Consider the following 20,655-nt stretch of genomic DNA (forward strand, 5'->3'; position numbering starts at 1 on the left):
GCGCTCAGATCTCGTCGTCCAGGCCCTGCTCGATGGCGTACCGGACCAGCTCCACCCGGTTGTGCAGCTGCAGCTTCCCGAGCGTGTTCTGCACGTGGTTCTGCACCGTCCGGTGCGACAGCACCAGCCGGTCGGCTATCTGCCGGTACGACAGTCCCTTGGCCACCAGCCGCAGCACCTCCGTCTCCCGGGCGGTCAGCTGCGGGGCGGCCGGCGCCGAGGCCGGGGCCGGCTCGGCGGCCAGCCGGCGGAACTCGCCGAGCACCAGGCCGGCCAGGCCCGGGGTGAACACCGCGTCGCCGACGGCCGTGCGGCGCACCGCGTCCAGCAGCTCCTCCCGCCCGGCCGACTTCACCAGGTAGCCGGTCGCGCCGGACTTCACCGCCTCCAGCACGTCCTGGTGCTCGCCGCTGGCCGACAGCACCAGCACCCGGACCGCCGGGTCGTGCGCGACCACCTGGCGGCACACCTCCGCGCCGGACAGGCTGGGCAGGTTGAGGTCCAGCACGACCACCTGCGGCGTGCAGGCACGGGCCCGGCGCACGGCCTCCTCACCGTCTCCCGCGGTGGCCACCACGTCCAGTCCGGCCTCGGCGAGGTCGCGCGAGACGGCGTCCCGCCACATCGGGTGGTCGTCCACCACCATCACCCGCACCGGCCGGTCGGCGGTCGGCTGGTCGGTCATCGGCTGGTCGGTCATGGAGTGGCCTTCCTCGGGACGCGCAGTTCGACCTCGACGCCCTCCCCGGGCGCCGAGTACAGCTCGGCCGTGCCGCCGAGGTCCAGCAGCCGGCCGCGGATGGACTGGGAGACGCCGAGCCGGCCGGCCTGCTCCGCCTCGCCGAGCCGGCCGGGGGCGAAGCCGGGGCCGTCGTCGCGGATGCTGACCGTGACGGCCTCCGGCTCGTCCTCGACCAGGATCCAGGCCCGGGCCCGCTCCCCCGCGTGCTTGCGCACGTTGTCGACGGCGGCGCCGACCGCCGCCGCGAGCTCGCCCGCCGCCGCACCGGGCAGCGGCACCGGGGTGCCGGGGGCGGAGAGCGTGATCCGCTCGTCCGCGTACGGGCGCAGCAGCGCGGTGAGGTCGCGAAGGGCGTCCGGGTCCGGCGGCTCGGCGGCGTCGGAGCGCGGCGCGCGCTGCTCCGGCAGCGGACCGCCCGTCATCAGGGCCCGCAGCGCGCGCTCCTGTTCACCGGCCAGCCGGCCGAGCTCGGCGAAGTCCGTACCGGAGCCCGTCCCGCCGCCCGGCCCCGTACCGCTCAGCTCCGCGCCGCGCCGCTGGACCAGGGCGAGCACCTGGAGCACGCCGTCGTGGATGTCCCGGGAGAGCCGCTCGCGCTCCCGGGTGGCCGCCTCGACCTGGAGCGCCCGGGTGAGGGTGGCCTCGCTGGCCCGGGCCAGCTCGATCACGTAGCCGATCGCGCAGCCGGCCACCATCAGCAGCACGATGTTGTGGATGTTGTCGCCGGTCGGCCCGCCGTGGCCGAGGATGTTGGCGACGCCGATCACCGAGCCCGAGGCCGCCGCCGGGCGCCAGCCGCCCTTCGCGGCGAAGCCCAGCACCGTGCCGGCCGCCCAGATGGTCGGCAGGGTGGGCGCGCCGTGGCTGATCCGGGCCGGGGAGTCGGTCATGCCGCTCATCACGATGCCGGTGACGGCGAGGGCGAGGTCGGTGCCCAGGACGAACCGGGTGCAGCGCTGCGGGTTGGCGAAGGCCCGGGTGCTGGCCAGGGTCCACAGGGTCAGCGCGCCGAGGAAGATCCAGCCGGCCACCGGGTGCAGGAAGTGCAGGTACGAGTTGAAGTACCGCAGCAGCGCGTAGCACAGGGCCAGCACCCGGAAGTAGGAGATCGCCTTCCAGAGCGGGAGTTCGACGGACATGCCGCCGGCCGCCACCGTGCCGCCGACCGCGCCGGCTCTGCCGCCGTCGTCCGTCATCCGCCCCGCCCCTCCCCGGGCCGCTCGGAGCGGCCGCCCGGACGCCTACTCCGGCTTCTCCGGCTTCTCCGCGGTGCCCGCCCCGGCGGACTTCTCGGCCTCGGCCGCCTTCTCCGCCTCGGCGGCCCGCTCGGCCTTCTCCGCCTTCTCGGCCTCGGCCGCCTCCGCCTTCTCCGCCTTGGCGGCGGCCCGGCGCTCGGCGTCGGCCTTCTTCTTGTCCTCGGCGATCTGCCGCTTGGCGGCGGTCGCGTAGATGTCCACGTACTCCTGGCCGGAGAGCCGCATGATCTCGTACATCACCTCGTCCGTCACCGAACGGAGGATGAAGCGGTCGTTCTCCATGCCGTGGTAGCGGGAGAAGTCCAGCGGGCGGCCGATCCGGATGCCGGGGCGGATCCCGAAGTTGGGGATCACCTGGCCGGGCGGCTGCACCTTCTCGGTGTCGATCATGGCGACCGGGATCACCGGGGCGCCGGTGGCCAGCGCGACGCGGGCCAGGCCGCCGACCTTGCCGCGGTACAGCTTGCCGTCGGGCGAACGGGTGCCCTCGGGGTAGACGCCGAACAGCTCGCCCTCCTCCAGCACCGCGATGGCGCTGCGGATCGCGGCCTCGCCGGCGCCGCGCACGCCCGAGCGGTCCACCGGCAGCTGGCCGACGCCCTTGAAGAACGCGGCGGTCAGCCGGCCCTTGAGGCCCGGGGTGTTGAAGTACTCGGCCTTCGCGATGAAGGTGACCCGGCGCTTGATCAGCGCGGGGAAGAAGAACGAGTCCGAGAAGGACAGGTGGTTGCTCGCGATGATCGCCGCACCCTCGGTGGGGATGTTCTCCTCGCCCTCGATCCAGGGCCGGAAGAAGATCCGAAGCAGTGGCGCGACGATCATCTTCATCAGTCGGTAGAACAACCCGGGCCTCCTGTTATGCGGACCGGTCGATCCTAATGCCCCGCGGCCGCCCGCTGTGCCCGACCCCGCCGAAGCGGCCGTACCCGGCCTGCTCGTAGGGGGTGTACGACCCGGCGCGGAGCGTGGGACGATGCGAATTCGCAGCACCTCCCCTCCAGCGTCCCCTCCCCCAGCGCCACCCGCCCGCGAAGGAGTCCGCCATGCCGTTGCTGCCCGGTGCCGAGCCGTACCGCCACCGCGGCGGACCGGTGGGGGTGCTGCTCTGCCACGGCTTCACCGGCTCGCCGCAGTCGCTGCGGCCGTGGGCCGACGAGCTGGCGGCGGCCGGTTGCACCGTGTCGCTGCCGCTGCTGCCCGGGCACGGCACCCGCTGGCAGGACATGCAGCTCACCCGCTGGGAGGACTGGTACGCCGAGGTCGAGCGGGAGCTGCTGGCGCTCGCCGAGGAGTGCGAGCAGGTCTTCGTCTGCGCGCTGTCGATGGGCGGCGCGCTGGCGCTGCGGCTCGCGGCGCTGCACGGGCCGACGGTCTCCGGCCTGGTGCTGGTCAACCCGTCGGTGCGCTCGGACACCCCCGCGAGCGCGCTGCTGCCGGTGCTGCGCCACCTGGTCCCCAGCCTGCCCGGGGTCGCCAATGACATCGCCCGGGCCGGCGTGACCGAGGTCGGCTACGACCGCACCCCGCTGCATGCCGCCTGGTCGCTGAGCCTGCTGTGGCGGGAGGTCCAGCGGCTGCTGCCGGAGGTGACCCAGCCGGTGCTGCTCTTCCACAGCCCGCAGGACCACGTCGTCTCGCCGGCCAACTCGGAACTGGTGCTGGCCCGGATATCCTCGACGGACGTGACGGAGCGGCTGTGCCAGCGCAGCTTCCACGTCGCGACGCTGGACCACGACGCGGCGGAAATATTCGCGGCCGGCCAGGACTTCATCCGACGGCTGGCTCCCGCGCACGCGGCGGGCGTCACCCGGGTCGAATCCGACGATCACCATGGCTGAAGGGCCGGAAGTGCACGAGAGCAGCACGGCGGGCGGCGGGGACGAGACTCCCCGCGAGGACGGCGCGACCAAGGACGGCGGGACGAACGCGGCCGCCCCGGGCGGTGCGCCGACGGACCGTACGGGCCCGGACGGCACCCCGACGCCCCCGCCCGTCCAGGACGTCGCCGGGGGCTCCGCCGGGAACACCGCCGAGGGCGCCCCGGGGGAGGCCGCCGAACGCCGTCCGCGCCGCGCGCCCGAGCGCAGCCAGGCCGAGCAGGACGCGATCTTCGCCGCCCTGGTGGCCCAGTTCGACGACCCGGTCGACCTCAACAACCCGAACTGGCCCGAGGTCGAGAACCTCCGGGCGCAGAACGAGCTCAAGGGCGGCCACAAGGAGGGCGGCCCCGGCGGTCGCGGCGACCAGGACGACCTCTCCGACCTCGCCCCCCAGCCCCGCCCCCGCTCCGGCCGGCCGGTGATGCCGGCGGGCGGCGCGGGCCCGCGCGACTTCGAGCTGGCCGAGGAGACCGACGAGGGCCACTTCGTCCCGCCGGAGCCCCCGCCGCTGCCGCCCGCCGACGTGACCGCCAAGTTCGCCTGGCTGGCGGTGCTCGGCGGCCCGGCGCTGCTGCTGGTCGACGCGGTGGTCTGGCGGGAGATCTCCGGCTGGCCCGCCTGGGTGGGGATCACCGCCTTCCTCGGCGGCTTCGTCACCCTGGTCGCGCGGATGAAGGACCGCGACGAGGACGAGCCGGAGGACCCGGACCACGGCGCCGTCGTCTAACCGTCCGTCCGGCCGCCCGTCGCGCTGTCCGGTCGGCCGGCCGGCAGTTCGAGGACGGCGAGCACCGGCAGGTGGTCGGTCGCGGCCCGCAGGTCGGCCTCGGTGACACCGGGCAGCCCGTGCGGCACCCCGCAGCCGAGGACGGTGATCCCGGGCGTGGCGAAGACGGCGTCGATCCGCTGGTAGGGGCGCTCCGGTACGGAGGTGAACTCGCCTCCCCAGGGCGCGGTCGGGTACCCGTCCTGGAGTCGGGAGGCCAGCAGCCGCCAGCCCGGCCCGTCCGGGTGCTCGTTGAAGTCCCCTGCCACGATGCCGAGTTCGGCGATCCCGAGCTGGTCGAGCAGCAGCTCGAACTGCCCGTACCGCTCCTCCTGGTCCAGGCTGAGGTGGCAGCTGGTGACGGTGAACGGCGCCGTGCCGGGCAGCCGCAGCAGCGCGCTGGCGAAGCCCCGGGCGTGCAGGCCGCGGGTCTTGGGCAGCAGCCGGTCATGCACCCCCAGCAGCTCCACCGCGCCGGGCCGGCCGAGCAGCAGCGGGCCCGCGGCGGTGCGGCCGCCGCCGGCCAGGACGGCCGTCCCGGTGCTCCGGGCCAGCCAGGCGGCCTGGCCCTCGGGCCGCCAGTAGCGCGGGGACTCCTGGACGCAGACCAGGTCGGGCTCGCAGGCCCGGATCACCCGGGCCAGCGCCCGCCGGTCGTCGCGCAGCGAGCGGATGTTGTAGCTGAGCAGGCGCAGCCGGCCCGGGCCGGGCGGCGGCAGCGGCTCGGCCCGTACGGCGGTCGCGGCGCCGGGCCCGGCCTCGGCGGTCGTGGTCGCGGCGGCGGTCGTGGTCGCGGCGCTCATGGTCCTCCCCTGGGCGGTCACCGGATCGCTCCGACCGTACGCGGCCGGGCCGGGACGTGCGACGGCGGCGGTGCGTCCGGGAGCGGTCGGGGCCCGGTCGCACCGCCGCCGGCGGGCTCGAAGGGGTACGGCGGTTACGGGACGCGGGCGAGGTCCGCCGCACCGACGATGCCGGCGGCGGAGCCCATCGAGGCCAGCACGACCTCGGCGCGCGGCCGGTGCACCCCGCCGGTCAGGTAGTGCTCGAAGGCCTTGGCGACCGGGTCGAGCAGCAGTCGGCCGGAGTCGGAGACGCCGCCGCCGAGCACGAAGACGGCCGGGTCGAACAGCGCGGCGAGGTCGGCCATGCCGCGGCCCAGCCAGTCGGACAGCTCGGCGTAGCACTCCAGGGCGAGCGGGTCGCCCTCCTCGGCGGCCTGGGTGATGTGGATGCCGCGGATGGTCTCGGCCACGCCGTCGTTGAGCTCCAGCATCCGGTGGCCGCGCTGCGGGTCGGCGGCGGCCTTCTCCCGGCCGTAGCGGCGCAGCGCGCGCCCGGAGCCGTACTGCTCCCAGCAGCCCTTGCCGCCGCAGCCGCAGGCCAGGCCGTCGGGGACCATGTTGAGGTGGCCGATCTCGCCGGCCACGCCGAAGCGGCCGCGGTGCAGCCGGCCGTCCAGGACGATGCCGCCGCCGATGCCGGTGCCGACGGTGATCAGCACCATGTCCTGGTGGTCGGCGGCCGCGCCGAAGCGGAACTCGGCCCAGGCCGCGCAGTTGGCGTCGTTCTCGACGACGGTGGACAGGCCGGTAAGCTCCTCGACCCGCCCGCGCAGCGGCTCGTTCTCCCAGTCGATGTTGGGGGCGAAGATCACCGTGGAGCGGTTGCTGTCGACGAAGCCGGGGGCGCCGACGCCCACCGCGGTGACGTCGGGGTGCTCCTCCTTGAGCTCGCGCACGGCCTGCGCGATGGCGTCGACCGCCCACTGCGGGTCGGCCGGGGTGGGCACCCTGGTCCGGGCCAGGATCGCGCCCGCCTCGTCGACCACGCCTGCCGCGATCTTGGTCCCGCCGACATCGACGCCGATGGTCAGAGCCATGTGTCCCTCAGCTATTCACTCGTTCCGCTGGACGGAACGCTACCGCCCAACCCGGCCCCCGTACACAGCCTCGCATACATTATCCGAAGACAACTCTGGGCCGACGCGGCCGGGATGCTTCAAAAGTCGTATCTAATCTCCTTCTTCGTGACGTATGAGAGCAGCTCGATCACCCTCCGGAAGTCACGGTTTCACTGCTTGGCGGACGGCCCGTCAGCCTCGTCAAAGCCGGAGCCCCGGCCGCCATCACCGTCGCCGTCGCCGTCGAGGTCGATCTTCTCCGTCGGCGCGCCCTGCCCGGCGGTCCAGCGGCTCTCGTGCCCGGCCACGGCGGCGCGGTAGGCGGCCAGCAGCTCACTGCCCGCGGCGGCCAGCCCGGTGCCGGCGGCGGCGAGGTGGGAGTAGACCTCCGGCTGCTGGGTGCGCAGCTTGTCGGCCAGCCCGGAGAGGGTGATCAGGGTGGTGGCGCTCGCCTCCTGGGCCTTGTCGCCGAGCGCACCGGCGAACCGGCGCACCTCGTCCACCAGCGGGCCCAGCTCCGGGCCGAACGGGTGCCCCTGGCCGCCCTGCTCGCCGTCCGGCCGGCCGCCGGGCTCGGTGCGGTCGTCGGTGCTGGTCATCGCGGGCGCCTCCTCAGCCGTGGCCGCACCCCGCGGCCCTCCGGCCCGACGCTACCCGACCGGCCGGGCCGCCCGGAAAGCCGCCGAACCCGGCCCAGGGCCCGCCGGAGCCCCGACCGAATCCCGCCGGTCCCCCCGCCGAACCCCCCGTCAGCCCCGGGGCCAGAGCGCCGGGTCCGGCGCGAACCGCACCGAGAGCACGCCGTCGTGCAGCCCCGCCCCGGCCACCGTGCAGCGGCGCAGCGCGGACGGCAGGGTGAGCACCCGGCGGTGGGTGCCGACCCCGACGACCAGGTCGTCGCCCCGGCGGACCAGGTCCAGCTCGGAGCGGTCGGCGCCGGGCAGGTCGAGGTGCCAGACCAGCAGGCCCTCCTCGGCGAGCCGGTCCTCGACCGGCCAGGGCTCGGGGGCGAGCCGCCCGGGCCCGTCCCCGTCGCCGTAGAGCCGGTCGGCGACGGCCTCCAGGGTGGCGTCGTCCAGGCCGGCGACCAGCACCGGGGCGTCGGTCTCGGCGGCGAGCCCGGTCAGCTCCTCCTGCCGGCGGCGGGCCAGGGCGGCCAGCCACGGGTCGGGCGAGGAGGCGGCGGCCGCGGGCAGCGCGCCGTGCACCACCACGGCGTCCGGCCGGTGCCCGTGCAGGGCGAGCCCGGCCCGGATCCGGCGCAGCTCCGTGTACGGGTGGCCGTCCGCCCGGACGACCAGCCGGACGCTGGTGCCGGGGTCGGTGAGCGCGGCGCGGGACTCGGCCAGTGCCGCGGCGGCCTTGGTGCGCCCCTCGTACAGCCAGTCGGCGGGCATCGGGACGCCGGCCAGCCCGGCCAGCAGCGGGCGCAGCGCCCGGGCGGCCTGCCGCTGCTCGGGGACGAGCCGGTCCAGGTAGCGGGCGAGCTGTTCGGGCAGGGCGAGGGCGGCGATCAGCTCGGCGGGCGGCGGGGCGAGCACGACCAGGACGTCCTGGTCGGCGGCGGGCAGGGCGCGCAGCAGGGCGAGCCGGGCGATGCCGGGGAGGGCGGTGAGCTCCTCGGGGTCGAGCTGTTCGGCGCCGAGCAGGTCGAGGGCGGGCTTGAGCCGGCCGGTGAGCGCGCCGACGGCGTAGCGGAAGGCGGCCTGCTCGTCGATCCGGGAGACGGTCAGGCCCGGTGCGTGGTGGAGCGGTTCGGGCTCCAGCCGGGTGCCGAGCGCGGAGTCCAGGGCACGGTGCGGGTCGTCGGCGGCCAGCAGCCAGGTGCGGTGGCCGCGCCGGGCGGCGTGCAGGGCGGTGGCGGCGGCCACCGTGGGTGCGCCAGCGTCGCCGCTGACCAGGATGGTGCGTGTCGCCGTCATGCCGTCCGGCCCCCGTTCGGTCGTGTCAGCCTTCGACGCGCTTCTTCAGACCGGCCAGGGCGCGGTCGATGATGACCTTCTCGGCCTTGCGCTTGATCATGCCGAGCATCGGGATCTTGACGTCCACGGCGAGCTGGTAGGTCACCTCGGTGCGGCCGCCGGCGAGCGGGGCGAGGGTGTAGGAGCCGTCCAGCGAGCGGAGCATCTGGCTGCGGACGAGGGTCCAGGAGACCTCGCGGTCGCCGTCCCAGGTGTAGGCGAGGACGTGCTCGTCGCGGATGGCGCCGGCGTCGAGCAGCAGCCGGACCTCGGCGGCGCGGCCGTCCTCGCCGGTGCCGAGGACCTCGATCTCCTTGACCTCGCCGGTCCAGGCCGGGTAGGCGGCGAAGTCGGCGATCACCGCCATGACCGTGGCCGGGGTCGCGTCGATGGTGATGCTCGACCTGGTGTGCTCCGCCATGGAATGGCCCTCCGCCTCGTCCATCTGCCTGCCGGTCCGGCCGGGGCGCGCTCGGCCCGGTCCGCCCGGAGCAGGCTATCGCGCCCGGTGGGCGGCGCGGCGGCGCGGGGCGGCCGAGGTGCGGGCGGGCGCCGGGCGGCCGGGCATGTTACCGGCCGGTCGCCCTGCGCTGTCGTAGGGTGCCATTCGAACGACCCGGTCACGGCCAGGTCGGACCCGGCCGGGTGTGACACTTCGAACACCGGAGCCGACCCCCCTGGTCGAAGCTGCCTACCGGGCAGTAACGTCCTGCCGTCCCGCAGCGTCGCGAACGAGGAGCAGTCTTGCTCGACTTCAGCCTTCCGGCCCTCTACCAGGTACCGAGCGGCGGCAACCTCGCCGACCCGGTGCACCGGAACGCCGAGGAGCACCCGGACGTCGCCGTGCTCAGCCGCAAGGTGGACGGCCACTGGCAGGAGTTGACGTCGGTCCAGTTCCTGGCCGAGGTGCACGCCGCCGCGAAGGGCCTGATCGCCGCGGGCATCGAGCCCGGCGACCGGGTGGCCGTCATGTCCCGCACCCGCTACGAGTGGACGCTGCTGGACTTCGCGATCTGGACGGCCGGCGCGATCGTCGTACCGGTGTACGAGACCTCCTCCGCCGAGCAGGTCGAGTGGATCCTCGGCGACTCGGGCGCGGTCGCCGTGATCACCGAGACCGACCAGCACGTCGGGGTGGTCGCCGAGGTCCGCGACCGGCTGCCCGGGCTGGAGCACACCTGGCAGATCGACGGCGGGGCGATCGCCGCGCTGGCCGCCGCCGGGCAGGACGTCCCGGACGCGACCGTCCACGAGCGCCGCCGGACCGCCGGCCCCGACGACATCGCCACCATCGTCTACACCTCGGGCACCACCGGCCGCCCGAAGGGCTGCCAGCTGACCCACGGCAACTTCCTGGCCGAGTGCGGCAACGTGGTCGAGCGCCTGGCCCCGCTGTTCCACACCGGCGAGAGCTCCGTGCTGCTCTTCCTGCCGCTGGCCCACGTGTTCGCCCGGATCGTCGAGATCGCCCCGATCATGGCGCCGATCAAGCTCGGCCACGTCTCCGACGTCCGGAACGTCACCGCCGAGCTGGCCTCCTTCAAGCCGACCCTGATCCTGGGCGTGCCCAGAGTGTTCGAGAAGGTCTACAACACCGCCCGCGCCAAGGCCCAGGCCGACGGCAAGGGCAAGATCTTCGACAAGGCCGCCGACACCGCGATCGCCTACAGCCGGGCGCTGGACGCGGGCGGCGCGGGCCTGGTCCTGCGGCTCAAGCACGCCGTCTTCGACAAGCTGGTCTACAGCAAGCTGCGCGCCGCGCTCGGCGGCCGGGCCACCCACGCCATCTCCGGCGGCGCCCCGCTCGGCGAGCGCCTGGGCCACTTCTACCGCGGCATCGGCTTCACCGTCCTGGAGGGCTACGGCCTGACGGAGACCTGCGCCGCCACCGCCTTCAACGAGTGCGCCAAGCCGAAGATCGGCACGGTCGGCCAGCCGACGCCCGGCTGCTCCGTCCGGATCGCCGAGGACGGCGAGGTCCTCCTCAAGGGCCCGCACATCTCCACCGGCTACTGGAACAACCCGCAGGCCACCGCGGACGCCTTCAAGGACGGCTGGTTCGCCACCGGGGACCTCGGCTCGCTGGACTCCGAGGGCTACCTGACGATCACCGGCCGCAAGAAGGAGATCATCGTCACGGCCGGCGGCAAGAACGTCGCCCCGGCCGTGATCGAGGACCGGATCCGGGCCCACGCCCTGGTCGGCGAGGTCATGGTGGTCGGCGACCGCAAGCCCTTCATCGCCTGCCTGATCACCGTCGACCCGGACTTCTTCCCGAAGTGGAAGGAGCTCAACGGCAAGCCCGCCGACGCCACCGTCGCCGACCTCGCCGCCGACCCGGACCTGCTGGCCGCCCTCCAGAGCGCGGTGGACGACGGCAACGCGGCCGTCTCGCACGCCGAGGCGGTCAAGAAGTTCCGCCTGCTGGACACCGAGTTCTCCGAGGAGAGCGGCCACCTGACGCCCTCGCTCAAGCTCAAGCGCAACGTCGTGCTGAAGGACTACGCCGCCGAGATCGAGGCCCTGTACCGGAAGTAGGGCCGCACCGGTACGCCGAAGGGCCCCGGGGGGACTCCCCGGGGCCCTTCGGCGTACCCGCGTCAGCCGGCCAGCAGCGAGGTCAGCCGCCCGGCCAGCAGGTCCCAGCGCCAGGAGCGCTCCACCCAGCGCCGCCCGGCCTCGCCCATCCGCCGCCGCAGCTCCTCGTCGCGCAGCAGCCGTACGATCCGCTCGGCCGCCGCCGGGGCCGAGCCGCCGGGCACCACGTACCCGGTCTCGCCCTCCAGCACCGCGTCCGGCGCGCCGCCGGAGTCCCCCGCGACCACCGGCAGGCCGGTCGCCGAGGCCTCCAGGTAGACGATGCCCAGGCCCTCGACGTCCAGCCCCCCGCGCCGGGTGCGGCACGGCATCGCGAAGACGTCCCCGGCCCCGTAGTGGGCGGGCAGCTCCTCCCACGGCACCGAGCCGGTGAACCGCACCGAGTCCCGGACGCCCGTGGCGTCCGCGAGCTTCTCCAGGTCCGCCCGGTACGGGCCGCCGCCGACGATCAGCAGCACCGCGTCCGGCACGTCGGCGAGGATCTGCGGCATCGCCTCGATCAGGGTGTCCTGGCCCTTGCGGGGCACCAGGCGGGAGACGCAGACCACCACCGGCCGGTCCGCCAGCCCGAGCCGGCGGCGCACCTCGGCGCCCCCGGAGCCCGGGTGGAAGGTCGTCTCGTCCACGCCCGGCGGCAGCTGGACCATCCGGGCGGCGGCCTGCGGCCCGACCGCGGCGGCGATCCGGGAGCGGGTGTACTCGCCCAGGTAGGTCAGCACGTCGGTGCCCGCGCCGATCCGGCGCAGCAGCTGCCGGGAGACCGGCAGCTGGGCCCAGGCGGCCTCGTGCCCGTGGGTCATGCCGAGCAGCCGCCCGGCGCCGGCCCGGCGCAGCGCGGGCGCCATCAGCCCGAGCGGGGCGGCGGCGCCGAACCAGACCGAGTCGCACTTCTCCGCGCGCAGGATCTCGGCGGCCCGCCGGGTGACCCGCGGTGTGGGAACCATCACCTTCGTCCGGTCCCGGATCACCGGGAACGGCTGCTCGGCGTCGAACCGGGCCACCTCGGTGCCGTCCCGCCAGGTCGAGGCGTAGACCACGACACTGCCTGCGGGCTGACGCACGGCCATGTTGTGCACGAAGGCCTGGATGCCACCGGGGCGGGGCGGGAAGTCGTTGGTGACGATCAAGGTTCTGTGCATCAGGCCACGGCTCGCTCGGTCGGGGGGTGCGCGGTGTACCGCTGGGTGATCCGTACGATAGGTCAACACCATGACCCACCGGGAACGGAACCGCGCACGGCAACCGTTTGACCCCCGGGTCAGTCCTAGTACCTAGGCCGTCGTCCAGCACGCGGCCCGGGCGTCCGTCGGTACGACGCCTCCGGTGGGGACGTCCGAGACGAACGAGGGAGCGCAGTGGAATTGGCCCCGGCCACCGAGCCCGGTTCTTCGCGCGGCCGCCTCGGCCGCCCGCTCGGGGCGCTCGCCGCGCTCGGCGCGACCTGGGTCGCCACCCGCGCCCTGCTGGTGCTGCTGGCGACGGGTGTGCTGAAGGCGCCCGGCGGCGACGTCACGGCGGACGTCTGGATGATCTACCACGCCTGGTACGGCGTGCTCCAGACCGGCACCTTCCCGTTCGACGACGTGACCTGGCAGTACCCGCCGGGCGCCGCCCTGGTGATCCTGCTGCCGGGCCTGCTGCCCTGGTCGTACCTGGTCTCGTTCTGGGTGATCTGCGGGATCGCCGACGCCGCCGCGGCCGCGCTGCTGGTGCGCACCGGCCTGCGCCGGGGCCGGGCGCTGACCGGCGCCTGGATGTGGGTGGTGGGCGTCCCGCTGCTCGGCCCGATGATCTACAACCGCTTCGACGTCATCGTCACCGCGGTCGCCCTGGCCGGCCTGCTGGCGCTGATCCGCCGCCCGGCGGTCGGCGGGCTGCTGCTGGGCCTGGGCGGCATCGTCAAGATCTGGCCGCTGATCGGCCTGATCGGCACCCCGTCGGGCCGCCGCACCCGCCGTTCCTGGACGCTGGCGGCGGCCACCGCCGTCTCGATCGGCTTCCTGCTGACGGCCGGGATGAACGGCGCCTTCGAGTTCCTGGCGTTCCAGAAGGACCGCGGCATCGAGGTGGAGTCGCTCGGCGCGCTGCCGCTGCACTTCGCCCGGATCGCCGACGCCTGGGACGGCAAGGTCACCATGAACTACGGCTCCCCCGAGATGCTCGGGCCGTGGGTCGACGTGATCAGCAAGGTCATGATGGCCGGCACCCTGCTGGGCTTCGCCTGGCTGCTGCTGTGGCGCTACACCTCCAAGCGCCGCAGCGCGGCCACCATGTACGACGCCGCGCTGTGCGCGCTGCTGATCTTCGTGGTGACCAGCCGGGTGATCAGCCCGCAGTACCTGGTCTGGCTGGTCGGCGTCGCGGCGGTCTGCCTGACCGTGCGCAACAGCAGCCAGCGGCCGGTGGCGGTGCTGATCCTGCTCGCCTGCCCGCTGACCCTGGTCGAGTTCCCGACCATGTTCACCCAGGTCCTGGCCAGCGAGCCGGCGGCGGTCGCCGTCCTGGCCGCGCGCAACCTGCTGCTGCTGGCCGCCGCCGTGCTCTCCTGCGTGCGGCTCTGGCGCTCCACCCGCGGCGAGGCGCCGCTGCCGCCGACCGTGGTGCTGGACCGCGAGCCCGCCGCGCTGCCGTCCGCCGGCTACCCGGTGCGCCCGGGCATCGCCTACGAGCAGGACCTGCTGGACGGCATCGACCACCCGGGCACCCCGGCCGAACAGCGCCGCTGACCTGCCCTCCGCGGCCGGTCAGCCCTTCAGCGCCGCCACCTGCTCCAGCCAGAGCCGGGTGAACTCCGCCAGGCCGACGCCCAGTTCGCGGCGCATCAGCCGGTCGGTGCGGCGCTCCCGGTCCTCGCCCTGCCCGTCGGCCGCGCCGATCGCCCGGTAGAAGGCGACCAGCCGCTGCGGCCCGTGGGTGCGGCCGATCAGCTCGCAGGCCAGCCAGGACTGCTCGTAGGCCTGGGCGATGCCGGTGGCCCCGGCGGCGAAGTCCCGGTCGGCGGGCAGCGCGGCGGGCAGCTTCCCGGCGGCCACGTCCCGGGCCAGCTCGGGCGCGATCTGCTGCGGGCCGCGGCCCGAGTCCCGGTACGCCGTCCAGTCGGCGACGCCCTCGGAGAGCCACAGCGGGGTCCAGGCCCGGGTGTCGTCCCTGGTCGCGACGTGAGTGGCCTCGTGGGTGACCACCACCTGGCGGCCGAAGCCGCTGAGCCGCCCGTACGCCTCCGGGTTGACCAGCACCCGGTCCGCCGGGGTGTGCCAGGGCGCGCCGGGGGCGGCCACGGTGACCGCCGCCATGCCCGTCCAGCCGGCCGGGTCACCCTCCAGCAGCCGGGCGAACTGCTCCTCGGTGGCCGGCCGCTCCAGCAGCAGCCGCTCCGGCCAGGCACCGCCCCAGACCTCGGTGACGGCTGGCACCGCCCGGTCCCCCACCGCGACCAGCTCGGCCTGGTCGGGTCCCGCGGCCGGCCCGACCACCAGGCAGTGGGCGCCCGGCGAGGACCGGAGCGGCCCGAAGTCCCACGGCGCGGGCGGCCCGGACGCGCTCTCCTCGCGCTCGACCCGCCAGCCGTCCCCGGCCCGTACCAGCCCGATCCGGCGCGGGTACACCACCGGGTGCTCGTCGTACCCGGCGATCCGCACCGCCAGGTCGGCGGCGGCGGTCACCCGCTCCCCGCCGGCGGCGCCGAGCACCAGGTTGCGGTACCCGGCCTCGGCCACCGGCAGCCCGGCCCAGGGCGGGGCCGAGCGCGCCCGCTCCGCCAGCGCGGCGGCCACCTCGGCGCGCCGGTCCACCGGCCGCGCCGCGGGCGCCGGCGGGGCGGCCGGCGGCAGCGACAGCTGGGCCAGCCCGCCGGCCGCGAGCAGCAGCGCGCCCCGCCGGGACAGCACGCGGCGGGGGCGACGTATGGCGGCGGGTCCGGCGGGGCCGGACGGCGGGGCGCTCAGAGCCGGACCACCCCGGAGACCGGCATGGCGGTGACGCTCTCGTAGCGGACCCTGGCGCCCGGGCGTGGGGCGTGCACGATCACGCCGCCGCCGGCGTACATGCCGACGTGGTGCATGTCCCGGTAGAAGATCACCAGGTCTCCCGGTCGCGCTTCGGACAAGCTGATCCGCTGCCCAGCGTACGCCTGGGCCTGCGAGGTGCGCGGCAGGGTCACTCCGGCCTGCCGCCAGCTGTAGTACATCAGACCGGAGCAGTCGAACGCGTGCGGGCCGGTGGCCCCGTAGACGTACGGGGAGCCGATCATCCGCACCGCGGCGGCCAGCGCGGCCGCCCCGCGCTCGGAGGCGGGCGGGGCGGTGCCGAGGTCCAGCCGGTCGGTGCCCCGGGTGGCGCGCTGCTCGGCGTCCCGGGCGTCCTGGACCGCCAGCCGGGCCCGCTCGACGGCGCCCAGGCCGTTCAGCAGCTTCTGCGCCCCGGCCAGCCGCTGCTGGACCTGCTGCTTGCTGTCGGCGAGCGAACGCCGGGTCCGGTCCAGCTCGGCGAGCTTGTCGGCCGCCTCGGTGCGGCGCTGGTCGAGCCGGCGCTGGCGGGTGATCAGCTCGTGCAGGGTCTCCTGCTGGCGCACGGCGGCCTGGCCCTGGGTGCGGGCGCGGGCCAGGTAGCCCTCCGGGTCGGGCGAGAGGATGAGTTGGGCGGTCTGGGTCATCCCGCCGCCGCGGTACTCGGCCCCGGCCACCATCGCCAGGTCGCCGCGCAGCCCGTTGAGCTGGTCCTGGGCGAGGGCGATCTCGCCCTGGAGGATCGTGGTCTCACCCTGGAGCCGCCGCTGGGCCTCCTGCGCGGCGTTGAACCTCTCGGACGCCTGCTCGGCCTCGTCGTACAGCTGCTCGACCTGCGTCTTGACGTCCTGACGGTCGCCCGGGTCGGGGCTGGCGGGGGCCGCCTGGGCGCTGCCTCCGGTGGCCGCGCCCAACGCGGTGGCGGCGGCCGCGGTCAGCACCAGCGCCCGGGTGAGCAGTTGGGAACGGCGGTGCACGGGCATGGCGGCAGCGGCTCCAATCCTGCGGCGCGGCCCCCGCCGCCGCACCGGGACGGGCGGCCGTCGAGCGGGAGTCCGGTGGCAGACGTTAGCGAGTCCGGGCAAGCGAGTCCAAACCCCTCCCAACCCGAATATTCACTCCCCAATCGGACATCAGATCGAGCCGCCGGAAAAGCCGCAGGCCCGGCCTCCCCTGGGGGAGACCGGGCCTGGAGACGTCCGAGCGGGGATCAGACCCGCACGATGCCGGTCAGCGGCATGTTGGTGACCGCCTCGTAGCGCACCGACGCGCCCGGCTTGGGCGCGTGCAGCACCTGGCCGTTGCCGGCGTAGATGCCGACGTGGTGGGCGTCGGTGTAGAAGATCAGCAGGTCGCCGGGCTGGGCCTTGGAGAGGTCCGTCCCGAGCCGGGTGCCGGCCGAGGCCTGCGCCTGCGAGGTGCGCGGCAGCGACACGCCGGCCTGGTTGTACGCCCAGACCATCAGACCGGAGCAGTCGAAGGAGCCCGGGCCGGTGGCGCCCCAGACGTACGGGCTGCCGATCTTGGAGGCGGCGGCGGACAGCGCGGCGGCACCGCGCGAGCTGCCGGGGGCCACGTTCACCGGAGCGGTGGTCGTGGGGGCCGAGAGGCTGCCGCGGCTGTTGTCGCGGGAGGCGCGGTCGGCCTGCTGCTGCTGGGCCTGGGCGGCGTCGGCCTTGGCCTTGGCCTCGGCGGCGGCCTTCTCCTCGGCCTGGCGCAGCGCCTGGCGGTCCTGCTCGGTCAGCGTGTTGAGCAGGTCCTGGGCCGCCTTCAGCTTGCCCTGGACCTCGTCCTTGGAGGCCTTCAGCTGCTGGGTGGTCGACTCCAGCTCGGCGAGCTTGCCCTGGGCCTCGTTGCGGTCCTGGTCGAGCTTGCGCTGCTGCTCCTGGAGCTCCTTCAGCTGACCCTTCTGGGTGCTGCCGGCCTGGTTCAGCGCGTCGGCCTGGCTGAGGAAGCTGTCCGGGCTGGAGGAGAACATCAGCTGGACGGTGGGGGATATCCCCCCGTTGCGGTACTGCTCGCCGGCGATCTCGGCGAGGCCGCCCTGGAGCTCGGTGACCTGGGCCTGCTGACGGGCCACCTGGTCCTGCAGGCCGGAGACCTGCTTCTCCAGGTCCTGCTGCTTGGCCTGGGCGGCGTTGTAGTTCTCGGTCGCGACCTCGGCCTGCTCGTTGAGCTGGTCGACCTGCCCCTTGACCTGTTCCTTGGTCGGCTGCGGGTCCGCGTGGGCACCCTGCGCGGAGAGGACGACGGCTGCGGCGGCGACGCCGGTCAGGATCGAGACCCGGGCGCGGCCGGCGGGCTTGGGACGACGATGGGACGCCACGAAGGCGGACTCCTTCTTCCTACGGCCGCCTACCGGGTGAGCTGACGGGTTCGGGCCGGAAGCATGCCCTACGACGCCTCACGGCCGTTCCACCGGCCGACCTGGCGCCGATTCACCCCGGAGGAACGTGGTTCCCCGGCTCCGCTCCGCAGCGCCCCCTACCACTGGGCTCCCCTGTCGGACAGTCGCTTCGACCTGTCCCGCTGCCTTGCGAACTCGACGGTAACCACCGCCGCCACCCTGGCTGGGCGATCGACAGTGCGGTGGTTCGGAGCATGACCCTAGTAACTGAACCGTGATCGGTTCAAATCCTTGTCAGAAAAAAGACAGAAGATTACCCAAGTTCCTTTGTGAAAATGACCGATGGTGACCATTGACGCACACAAGGCTGATCGGTTCTCACCATGTGGTCGTCGAAGGGCCGGAAACCCGAAACGCCACCCCGAACGGGGGTGGCGCTTTTCACAGGCCCCCGCGGGAGCCCCCGGGCGTGTCGGGCCGTCAGACCCGGCGGATGGTGTTGATCGACATCGCGTCGGCCTTCATCACCTTCACCACGTCGCCGGTGTGCGGCGCGTGGACCACCATGCCGTTGCCGATGTACATCCCGACGTGGTGCATGTCGGGGCCGTAGATCACCAGGTCGCCCGGCTGGGCCTGGTCCAGCGAGGGGATCCGGGTGCCGTAGTGGCCCTGCTCCTGCGAGGTGCGCGGCAGCGAGACGCCCGCCTGCCCGTACGCCCAGACCATCAGGCCCGAGCAGTCGAAGGTGGTCGACCCGGTGGCGCCCCACACGTACGGCGAGCCCTGCTTGCTCATCGCCTTGGCCAGCGCCGTGGCCGCGTAGCCGCTGGCCGGCGGCAGGCTGCCGAGGTCGACCCGGTCGCTGCCGCGCGAGGCGCGGTCGTCCTGCGCCTGCTGGGCCCGCAGCGCCGCGCGGTCGGCGGAGCTCAGCGAGTTCAGCAGGTCCTGGGCGGCCTTCAGCTTGGTGTTGACGTCCGACTTGGCCTGGTTCAGGTCCTTGGTGGTGGTGTCCAGCGAGGCGAGGACGGCGGCCGCCTCGGTCTTCTCCTGGTCCAGCCGGCGCTGCTGGTCCAGCAGCCCCTTGAGCGCCTCGGCCTGACTGGTGCTGGCCTGCTGGACGGTGGAGGCCTTGTCCAGGTAGCCGGACGGGTCCGAGGAGAGCATCAGCTGGACGGACGGGTCGATGCCGCCGCTGCGGTACTGCTCGCCCGCCACCTCGGCGAGGCCGCCCTGGAGCTGGGTCATCTGCTCCTGGCCGCGGGCCACCTGGTCCTGCAGCTGGTCGGCCTGCTTGCGCAGCTGGTCGGCCCGCTCCTTGGCGCCGTTGTACTTCTCGGCCGCCTGCTCCTGCTCCTCCTGGAGCTGGTCGATCTGCGCCTTGACGTCCGTCTTGTTCGGCTGCGGCGCGGCGTGCGCGGCCACCTGGGCGGAGAGGGCGACCGCGGTCGCAGCGGCCGCGGTGAGCACGGAGATCCGTGCGCGGCTCGGCTGCTTGGGACGGCGGTGGGAGGCCAAGGGACCGGCTCCTTCTTCCAACGGGCTCACCTGATGGGATGAGATTCCGGAAAATAGGTTTGACGCCAGACCCTAGTGAAGATCTATCCGTTTTGCCACTCCCCCGAAGGCGTGAACTCCGGTCCCCACACTGACTTCACCGGACTCGCACAATGCTCCGAAACAGGCCCTGACCAGGCATCATGCGAACCTCCCCGGGTTCAGGGCCGGGCCAGTCGGTTCAGCAGCAGCACCGACGCCACGGGGCGCGCGCCCGCCTTCCGCACGCCCTCCGCGACCTCCCGGTCGGTGGACACCACCACCACCGGACGGCCCTGCGGCTCGGCCCGCACCAGACGGCGGATCAGCTCGTCGGCCGTCTCCCCGGTCCGGCTGAACCGCACCCGGACCCCGCGCGGTGGCGCCATGATCACCGGGACGTCCAGGTCCTGCCCGTCGAACACGCAGGTGACCTCCGCCTGGGTCCGCTGGGCCAGCATCGCCAGCCCGCCCAGCAGCCGGATCCGCTGCTGCTCCAGCGGCAGCGTCGGATAACCGGTCTTGGTCACGTTGTAGCCGTCCACCACCAGGTGCACCTGGGGGATCGCCAGCAGCTGGTCCAGCAGCGCCGGATCGTCCTCGGCCAGCCCGCGCCGGGCCACGTCGTGCGGCGAGGCCGCCCCCGGCACCACCGCCTCCACCAGGTCCGCCGGGCGGATCTGGGCGACCGGCAGCGCCAGCTCCCGCTGGAGCCCCTGGGCCGACTGCAGCACGGTGTCCAGCAGCAGCCGCAGCCGCATGTCCTCGACGCTGCGCCCCTCGCGGGCCGAACGGCGGCCCTGCTCGGCCGCGTTCTCCAGCTCCAGGACCCGGTGCCGGAGCCGGCGCGCCTCGCTCTCGGCCGCGCCGCGCTCGGCCGCGGCCTGCGCCTTCAGCGCGTCCAGCTCGCCGGCCACCCGGCGGGTCTCGGCCTGCGCCCGGCGGGTGTCGCTCTCCAGCGACCGCACCCTCTTGCGCAGCGACTCGGCCTCCCTGCGGACGCCGTCGGACTCGGCCCGCTGCCGGTCCGCGTCCGCCCGCGCGGAGGCCCGCACCTCGGCCAGCTCGGCCTGCAGCTTCTCCACCAGCCGGACCGCCTCCGCGGCCGCGTCCTCGGCACCGGCCCGCTCGGCCTCCTCGCCGGCCTCGGCCACCAGCCGGCTCCAGCCCGTCGAACGCACCAGGTAGGCGGCGGCCGCGACGTCCATCGGATCGGCCGCGCTCGGGACGGTGCCCGACTCCAGCGCCTTCACCAGGTCCGGCTGCCCGAGACGCAGCCGCTCCGCTATCCGCACCCGGAAGGCCGGCTCCGCCTCCAGCGCCGCCGCCAGCGCGGTGGCCGCGTACTTGGCCCGCCGCGCCGGGGTGAACTTGACGTACTGACGCAGGCTCTGCGGGAGCTCGGCCGGCGGCACCCCGCCGAGCGCGTCCGAGGCCAGGCCGACCACCCGACGGCGCACGCCCTCGGGCAGCGGCCGGTCGAGCTTCTCGACGGCGCGCTCCGCCGCGGACCCGGAGGCGCCGTCCGCCGTCCCGGCAGCCTCGGCCGGGGCCTCGGCCGCAGCGGGCTGAAGCCCCTGGGCTGCGCCGGGCTCCTTCGCTGCGTCCACCACGTCCTCGGCTCCGATCCTGGTCCAGCGGGGCACGGCCGCGGCCGCCCCC

General features: G+C 74.5%; 18 protein-coding genes and 1 riboswitch. Of the genes, 4 read left to right on the forward strand and 14 right to left on the reverse strand.

Annotation, left to right across the window (positions count from 1 at the left end):
- Nucleotides 1–4: 4 nt before the first annotated feature.
- From ACFVU7_RS01230 to ACFVU7_RS01240, 3 genes are read right to left on the reverse strand one after another with little or no spacing between them, the layout of a single operon-like run.
- A complete protein-coding gene (locus tag ACFVU7_RS01230) occupies nucleotides 5–700 on the reverse strand; it encodes a response regulator (protein WP_369808377.1) in 696 nt (231 codons plus the stop codon).
- On the reverse strand, nucleotides 697–1,938 hold the full coding sequence (gene macS, locus ACFVU7_RS01235; protein WP_388043670.1) for a MacS family sensor histidine kinase: 1,242 nt from the start codon (nucleotides 1,936–1,938) through the stop codon (nucleotides 697–699). The genes ACFVU7_RS01230 and macS overlap by 4 nt, the downstream gene beginning before the upstream one ends.
- A 45-nt stretch (nucleotides 1,939–1,983) precedes the next feature.
- Nucleotides 1,984–2,841: a lysophospholipid acyltransferase family protein gene (locus tag ACFVU7_RS01240; RefSeq protein WP_388043673.1), complete on the reverse strand. Its 858-nt coding sequence runs from the start codon at nucleotides 2,839–2,841 to the stop codon at nucleotides 1,984–1,986.
- A gap of 200 nt (nucleotides 2,842–3,041) precedes the next feature.
- Here ACFVU7_RS01240 and ACFVU7_RS01245 point away from each other — a divergent pair, with 200 nt between their 5' ends.
- Nucleotides 3,042–3,836, forward strand: a complete 795-nt coding sequence (locus ACFVU7_RS01245) for an alpha/beta hydrolase (RefSeq protein WP_388043675.1) — start codon at nucleotides 3,042–3,044, stop codon at nucleotides 3,834–3,836.
- A 10-nt stretch (nucleotides 3,837–3,846) separates the two neighbouring features.
- Nucleotides 3,847–4,605, forward strand: a complete 759-nt coding sequence (locus ACFVU7_RS01250) for a hypothetical protein (RefSeq protein ID WP_053112481.1) — start codon at nucleotides 3,847–3,849, stop codon at nucleotides 4,603–4,605.
- Here the strand turns inward: ACFVU7_RS01250 and ACFVU7_RS01255 are convergent.
- From ACFVU7_RS01255 to ACFVU7_RS01275, 5 genes are all read right to left on the reverse strand, one after another.
- Nucleotides 4,602–5,447, reverse strand: coding sequence for an endonuclease/exonuclease/phosphatase family protein (locus ACFVU7_RS01255; RefSeq protein WP_388043677.1), 846 nt, complete (start codon nucleotides 5,445–5,447; stop codon nucleotides 4,602–4,604). The genes ACFVU7_RS01250 and ACFVU7_RS01255 overlap by 4 nt on opposite strands.
- Before the next feature lie 134 nt (nucleotides 5,448–5,581).
- Complete coding sequence (locus ACFVU7_RS01260; protein ID WP_049660648.1) at nucleotides 5,582–6,526, reverse strand: ROK family glucokinase; 945 nt, start codon at nucleotides 6,524–6,526, stop codon at nucleotides 5,582–5,584.
- A gap of 191 nt (nucleotides 6,527–6,717) precedes the next feature.
- Nucleotides 6,718–7,146: a DUF5304 family protein gene (locus ACFVU7_RS01265; RefSeq protein ID WP_117487454.1), complete on the reverse strand. Its 429-nt coding sequence runs from the start codon at nucleotides 7,144–7,146 to the stop codon at nucleotides 6,718–6,720.
- Between the two features lie 150 nt (nucleotides 7,147–7,296).
- Nucleotides 7,297–8,469, reverse strand: a complete 1,173-nt coding sequence (locus ACFVU7_RS01270) for an ArsA family ATPase (protein ID WP_375877460.1) — start codon at nucleotides 8,467–8,469, stop codon at nucleotides 7,297–7,299.
- A gap of 25 nt (nucleotides 8,470–8,494) precedes the next feature.
- On the reverse strand, nucleotides 8,495–8,929 hold the full coding sequence (locus tag ACFVU7_RS01275; protein WP_049657553.1) for an SRPBCC family protein: 435 nt from the start codon (nucleotides 8,927–8,929) through the stop codon (nucleotides 8,495–8,497).
- A 323-nt stretch (nucleotides 8,930–9,252) separates the two neighbouring features.
- Between ACFVU7_RS01275 and ACFVU7_RS01280 the strand changes: the two genes are divergently transcribed.
- A complete protein-coding gene (locus ACFVU7_RS01280; protein WP_380745207.1) occupies nucleotides 9,253–11,046 on the forward strand; it encodes an AMP-dependent synthetase/ligase in 1,794 nt (597 codons plus the stop codon).
- A 62-nt stretch (nucleotides 11,047–11,108) separates the two neighbouring features.
- Here the strand turns inward: ACFVU7_RS01280 and ACFVU7_RS01285 are convergent, their stop codons facing one another.
- Nucleotides 11,109–12,245 (reverse strand): glycosyltransferase family 4 protein, encoded by a 1,137-nt coding sequence (locus tag ACFVU7_RS01285; RefSeq protein WP_049657557.1) that lies wholly within the window; start codon nucleotides 12,243–12,245, stop codon nucleotides 11,109–11,111.
- A gap of 216 nt (nucleotides 12,246–12,461) precedes the next feature.
- Between ACFVU7_RS01285 and ACFVU7_RS01290 the strand changes: the two genes are divergently transcribed.
- Nucleotides 12,462–13,832 (forward strand): glycosyltransferase 87 family protein, encoded by a 1,371-nt coding sequence (locus tag ACFVU7_RS01290; protein ID WP_259316559.1) that lies wholly within the window; start codon nucleotides 12,462–12,464, stop codon nucleotides 13,830–13,832.
- Nucleotides 13,833–13,850: 18 nt separating this feature from the next.
- On the opposite strand, the gene ACFVU7_RS01295 is transcribed toward ACFVU7_RS01290, so the two are convergent.
- The 5 genes from ACFVU7_RS01295 to ACFVU7_RS01315 form a co-directional block, all read right to left on the reverse strand.
- A complete protein-coding gene (locus ACFVU7_RS01295) occupies nucleotides 13,851–14,993 on the reverse strand; it encodes a hypothetical protein (RefSeq protein ID WP_079271758.1) in 1,143 nt (380 codons plus the stop codon).
- Between the two features lie 53 nt (nucleotides 14,994–15,046).
- The gene (locus tag ACFVU7_RS01300) at nucleotides 15,047–16,093 is read right to left on the reverse strand and encodes a C40 family peptidase (protein ID WP_049651827.1); all 1,047 of its coding nucleotides are present in this window, start codon (nucleotides 16,091–16,093) and stop codon (nucleotides 15,047–15,049) included.
- Nucleotides 16,094–16,320: 227 nt separating this feature from the next.
- Nucleotides 16,321–17,436: an NlpC/P60 family protein gene (locus ACFVU7_RS01305; RefSeq protein ID WP_049651828.1), complete on the reverse strand. Its 1,116-nt coding sequence runs from the start codon at nucleotides 17,434–17,436 to the stop codon at nucleotides 16,321–16,323.
- Nucleotides 17,437–17,446: 10 nt separating this feature from the next.
- Nucleotides 17,447–17,600, reverse strand: a riboswitch (cyclic di-AMP (ydaO/yuaA leader).
- 337 nt (nucleotides 17,601–17,937) lie between these two features.
- Nucleotides 17,938–18,975: a C40 family peptidase gene (locus ACFVU7_RS01310; protein WP_049651829.1), complete on the reverse strand. Its 1,038-nt coding sequence runs from the start codon at nucleotides 18,973–18,975 to the stop codon at nucleotides 17,938–17,940.
- A 200-nt stretch (nucleotides 18,976–19,175) separates the two neighbouring features.
- Complete coding sequence (locus tag ACFVU7_RS01315; RefSeq protein WP_375874017.1) at nucleotides 19,176–20,606, reverse strand: NYN domain-containing protein; 1,431 nt, start codon at nucleotides 20,604–20,606, stop codon at nucleotides 19,176–19,178.
- Between the last annotated feature and the right edge of the window lie 49 nt (nucleotides 20,607–20,655).

The organism is Kitasatospora sp. NPDC058046, assembly GCF_042885595.1.
In the GTDB taxonomy this organism is placed as follows: Bacteria; Actinomycetota; Actinomycetes; order Streptomycetales; family Streptomycetaceae; genus Kitasatospora.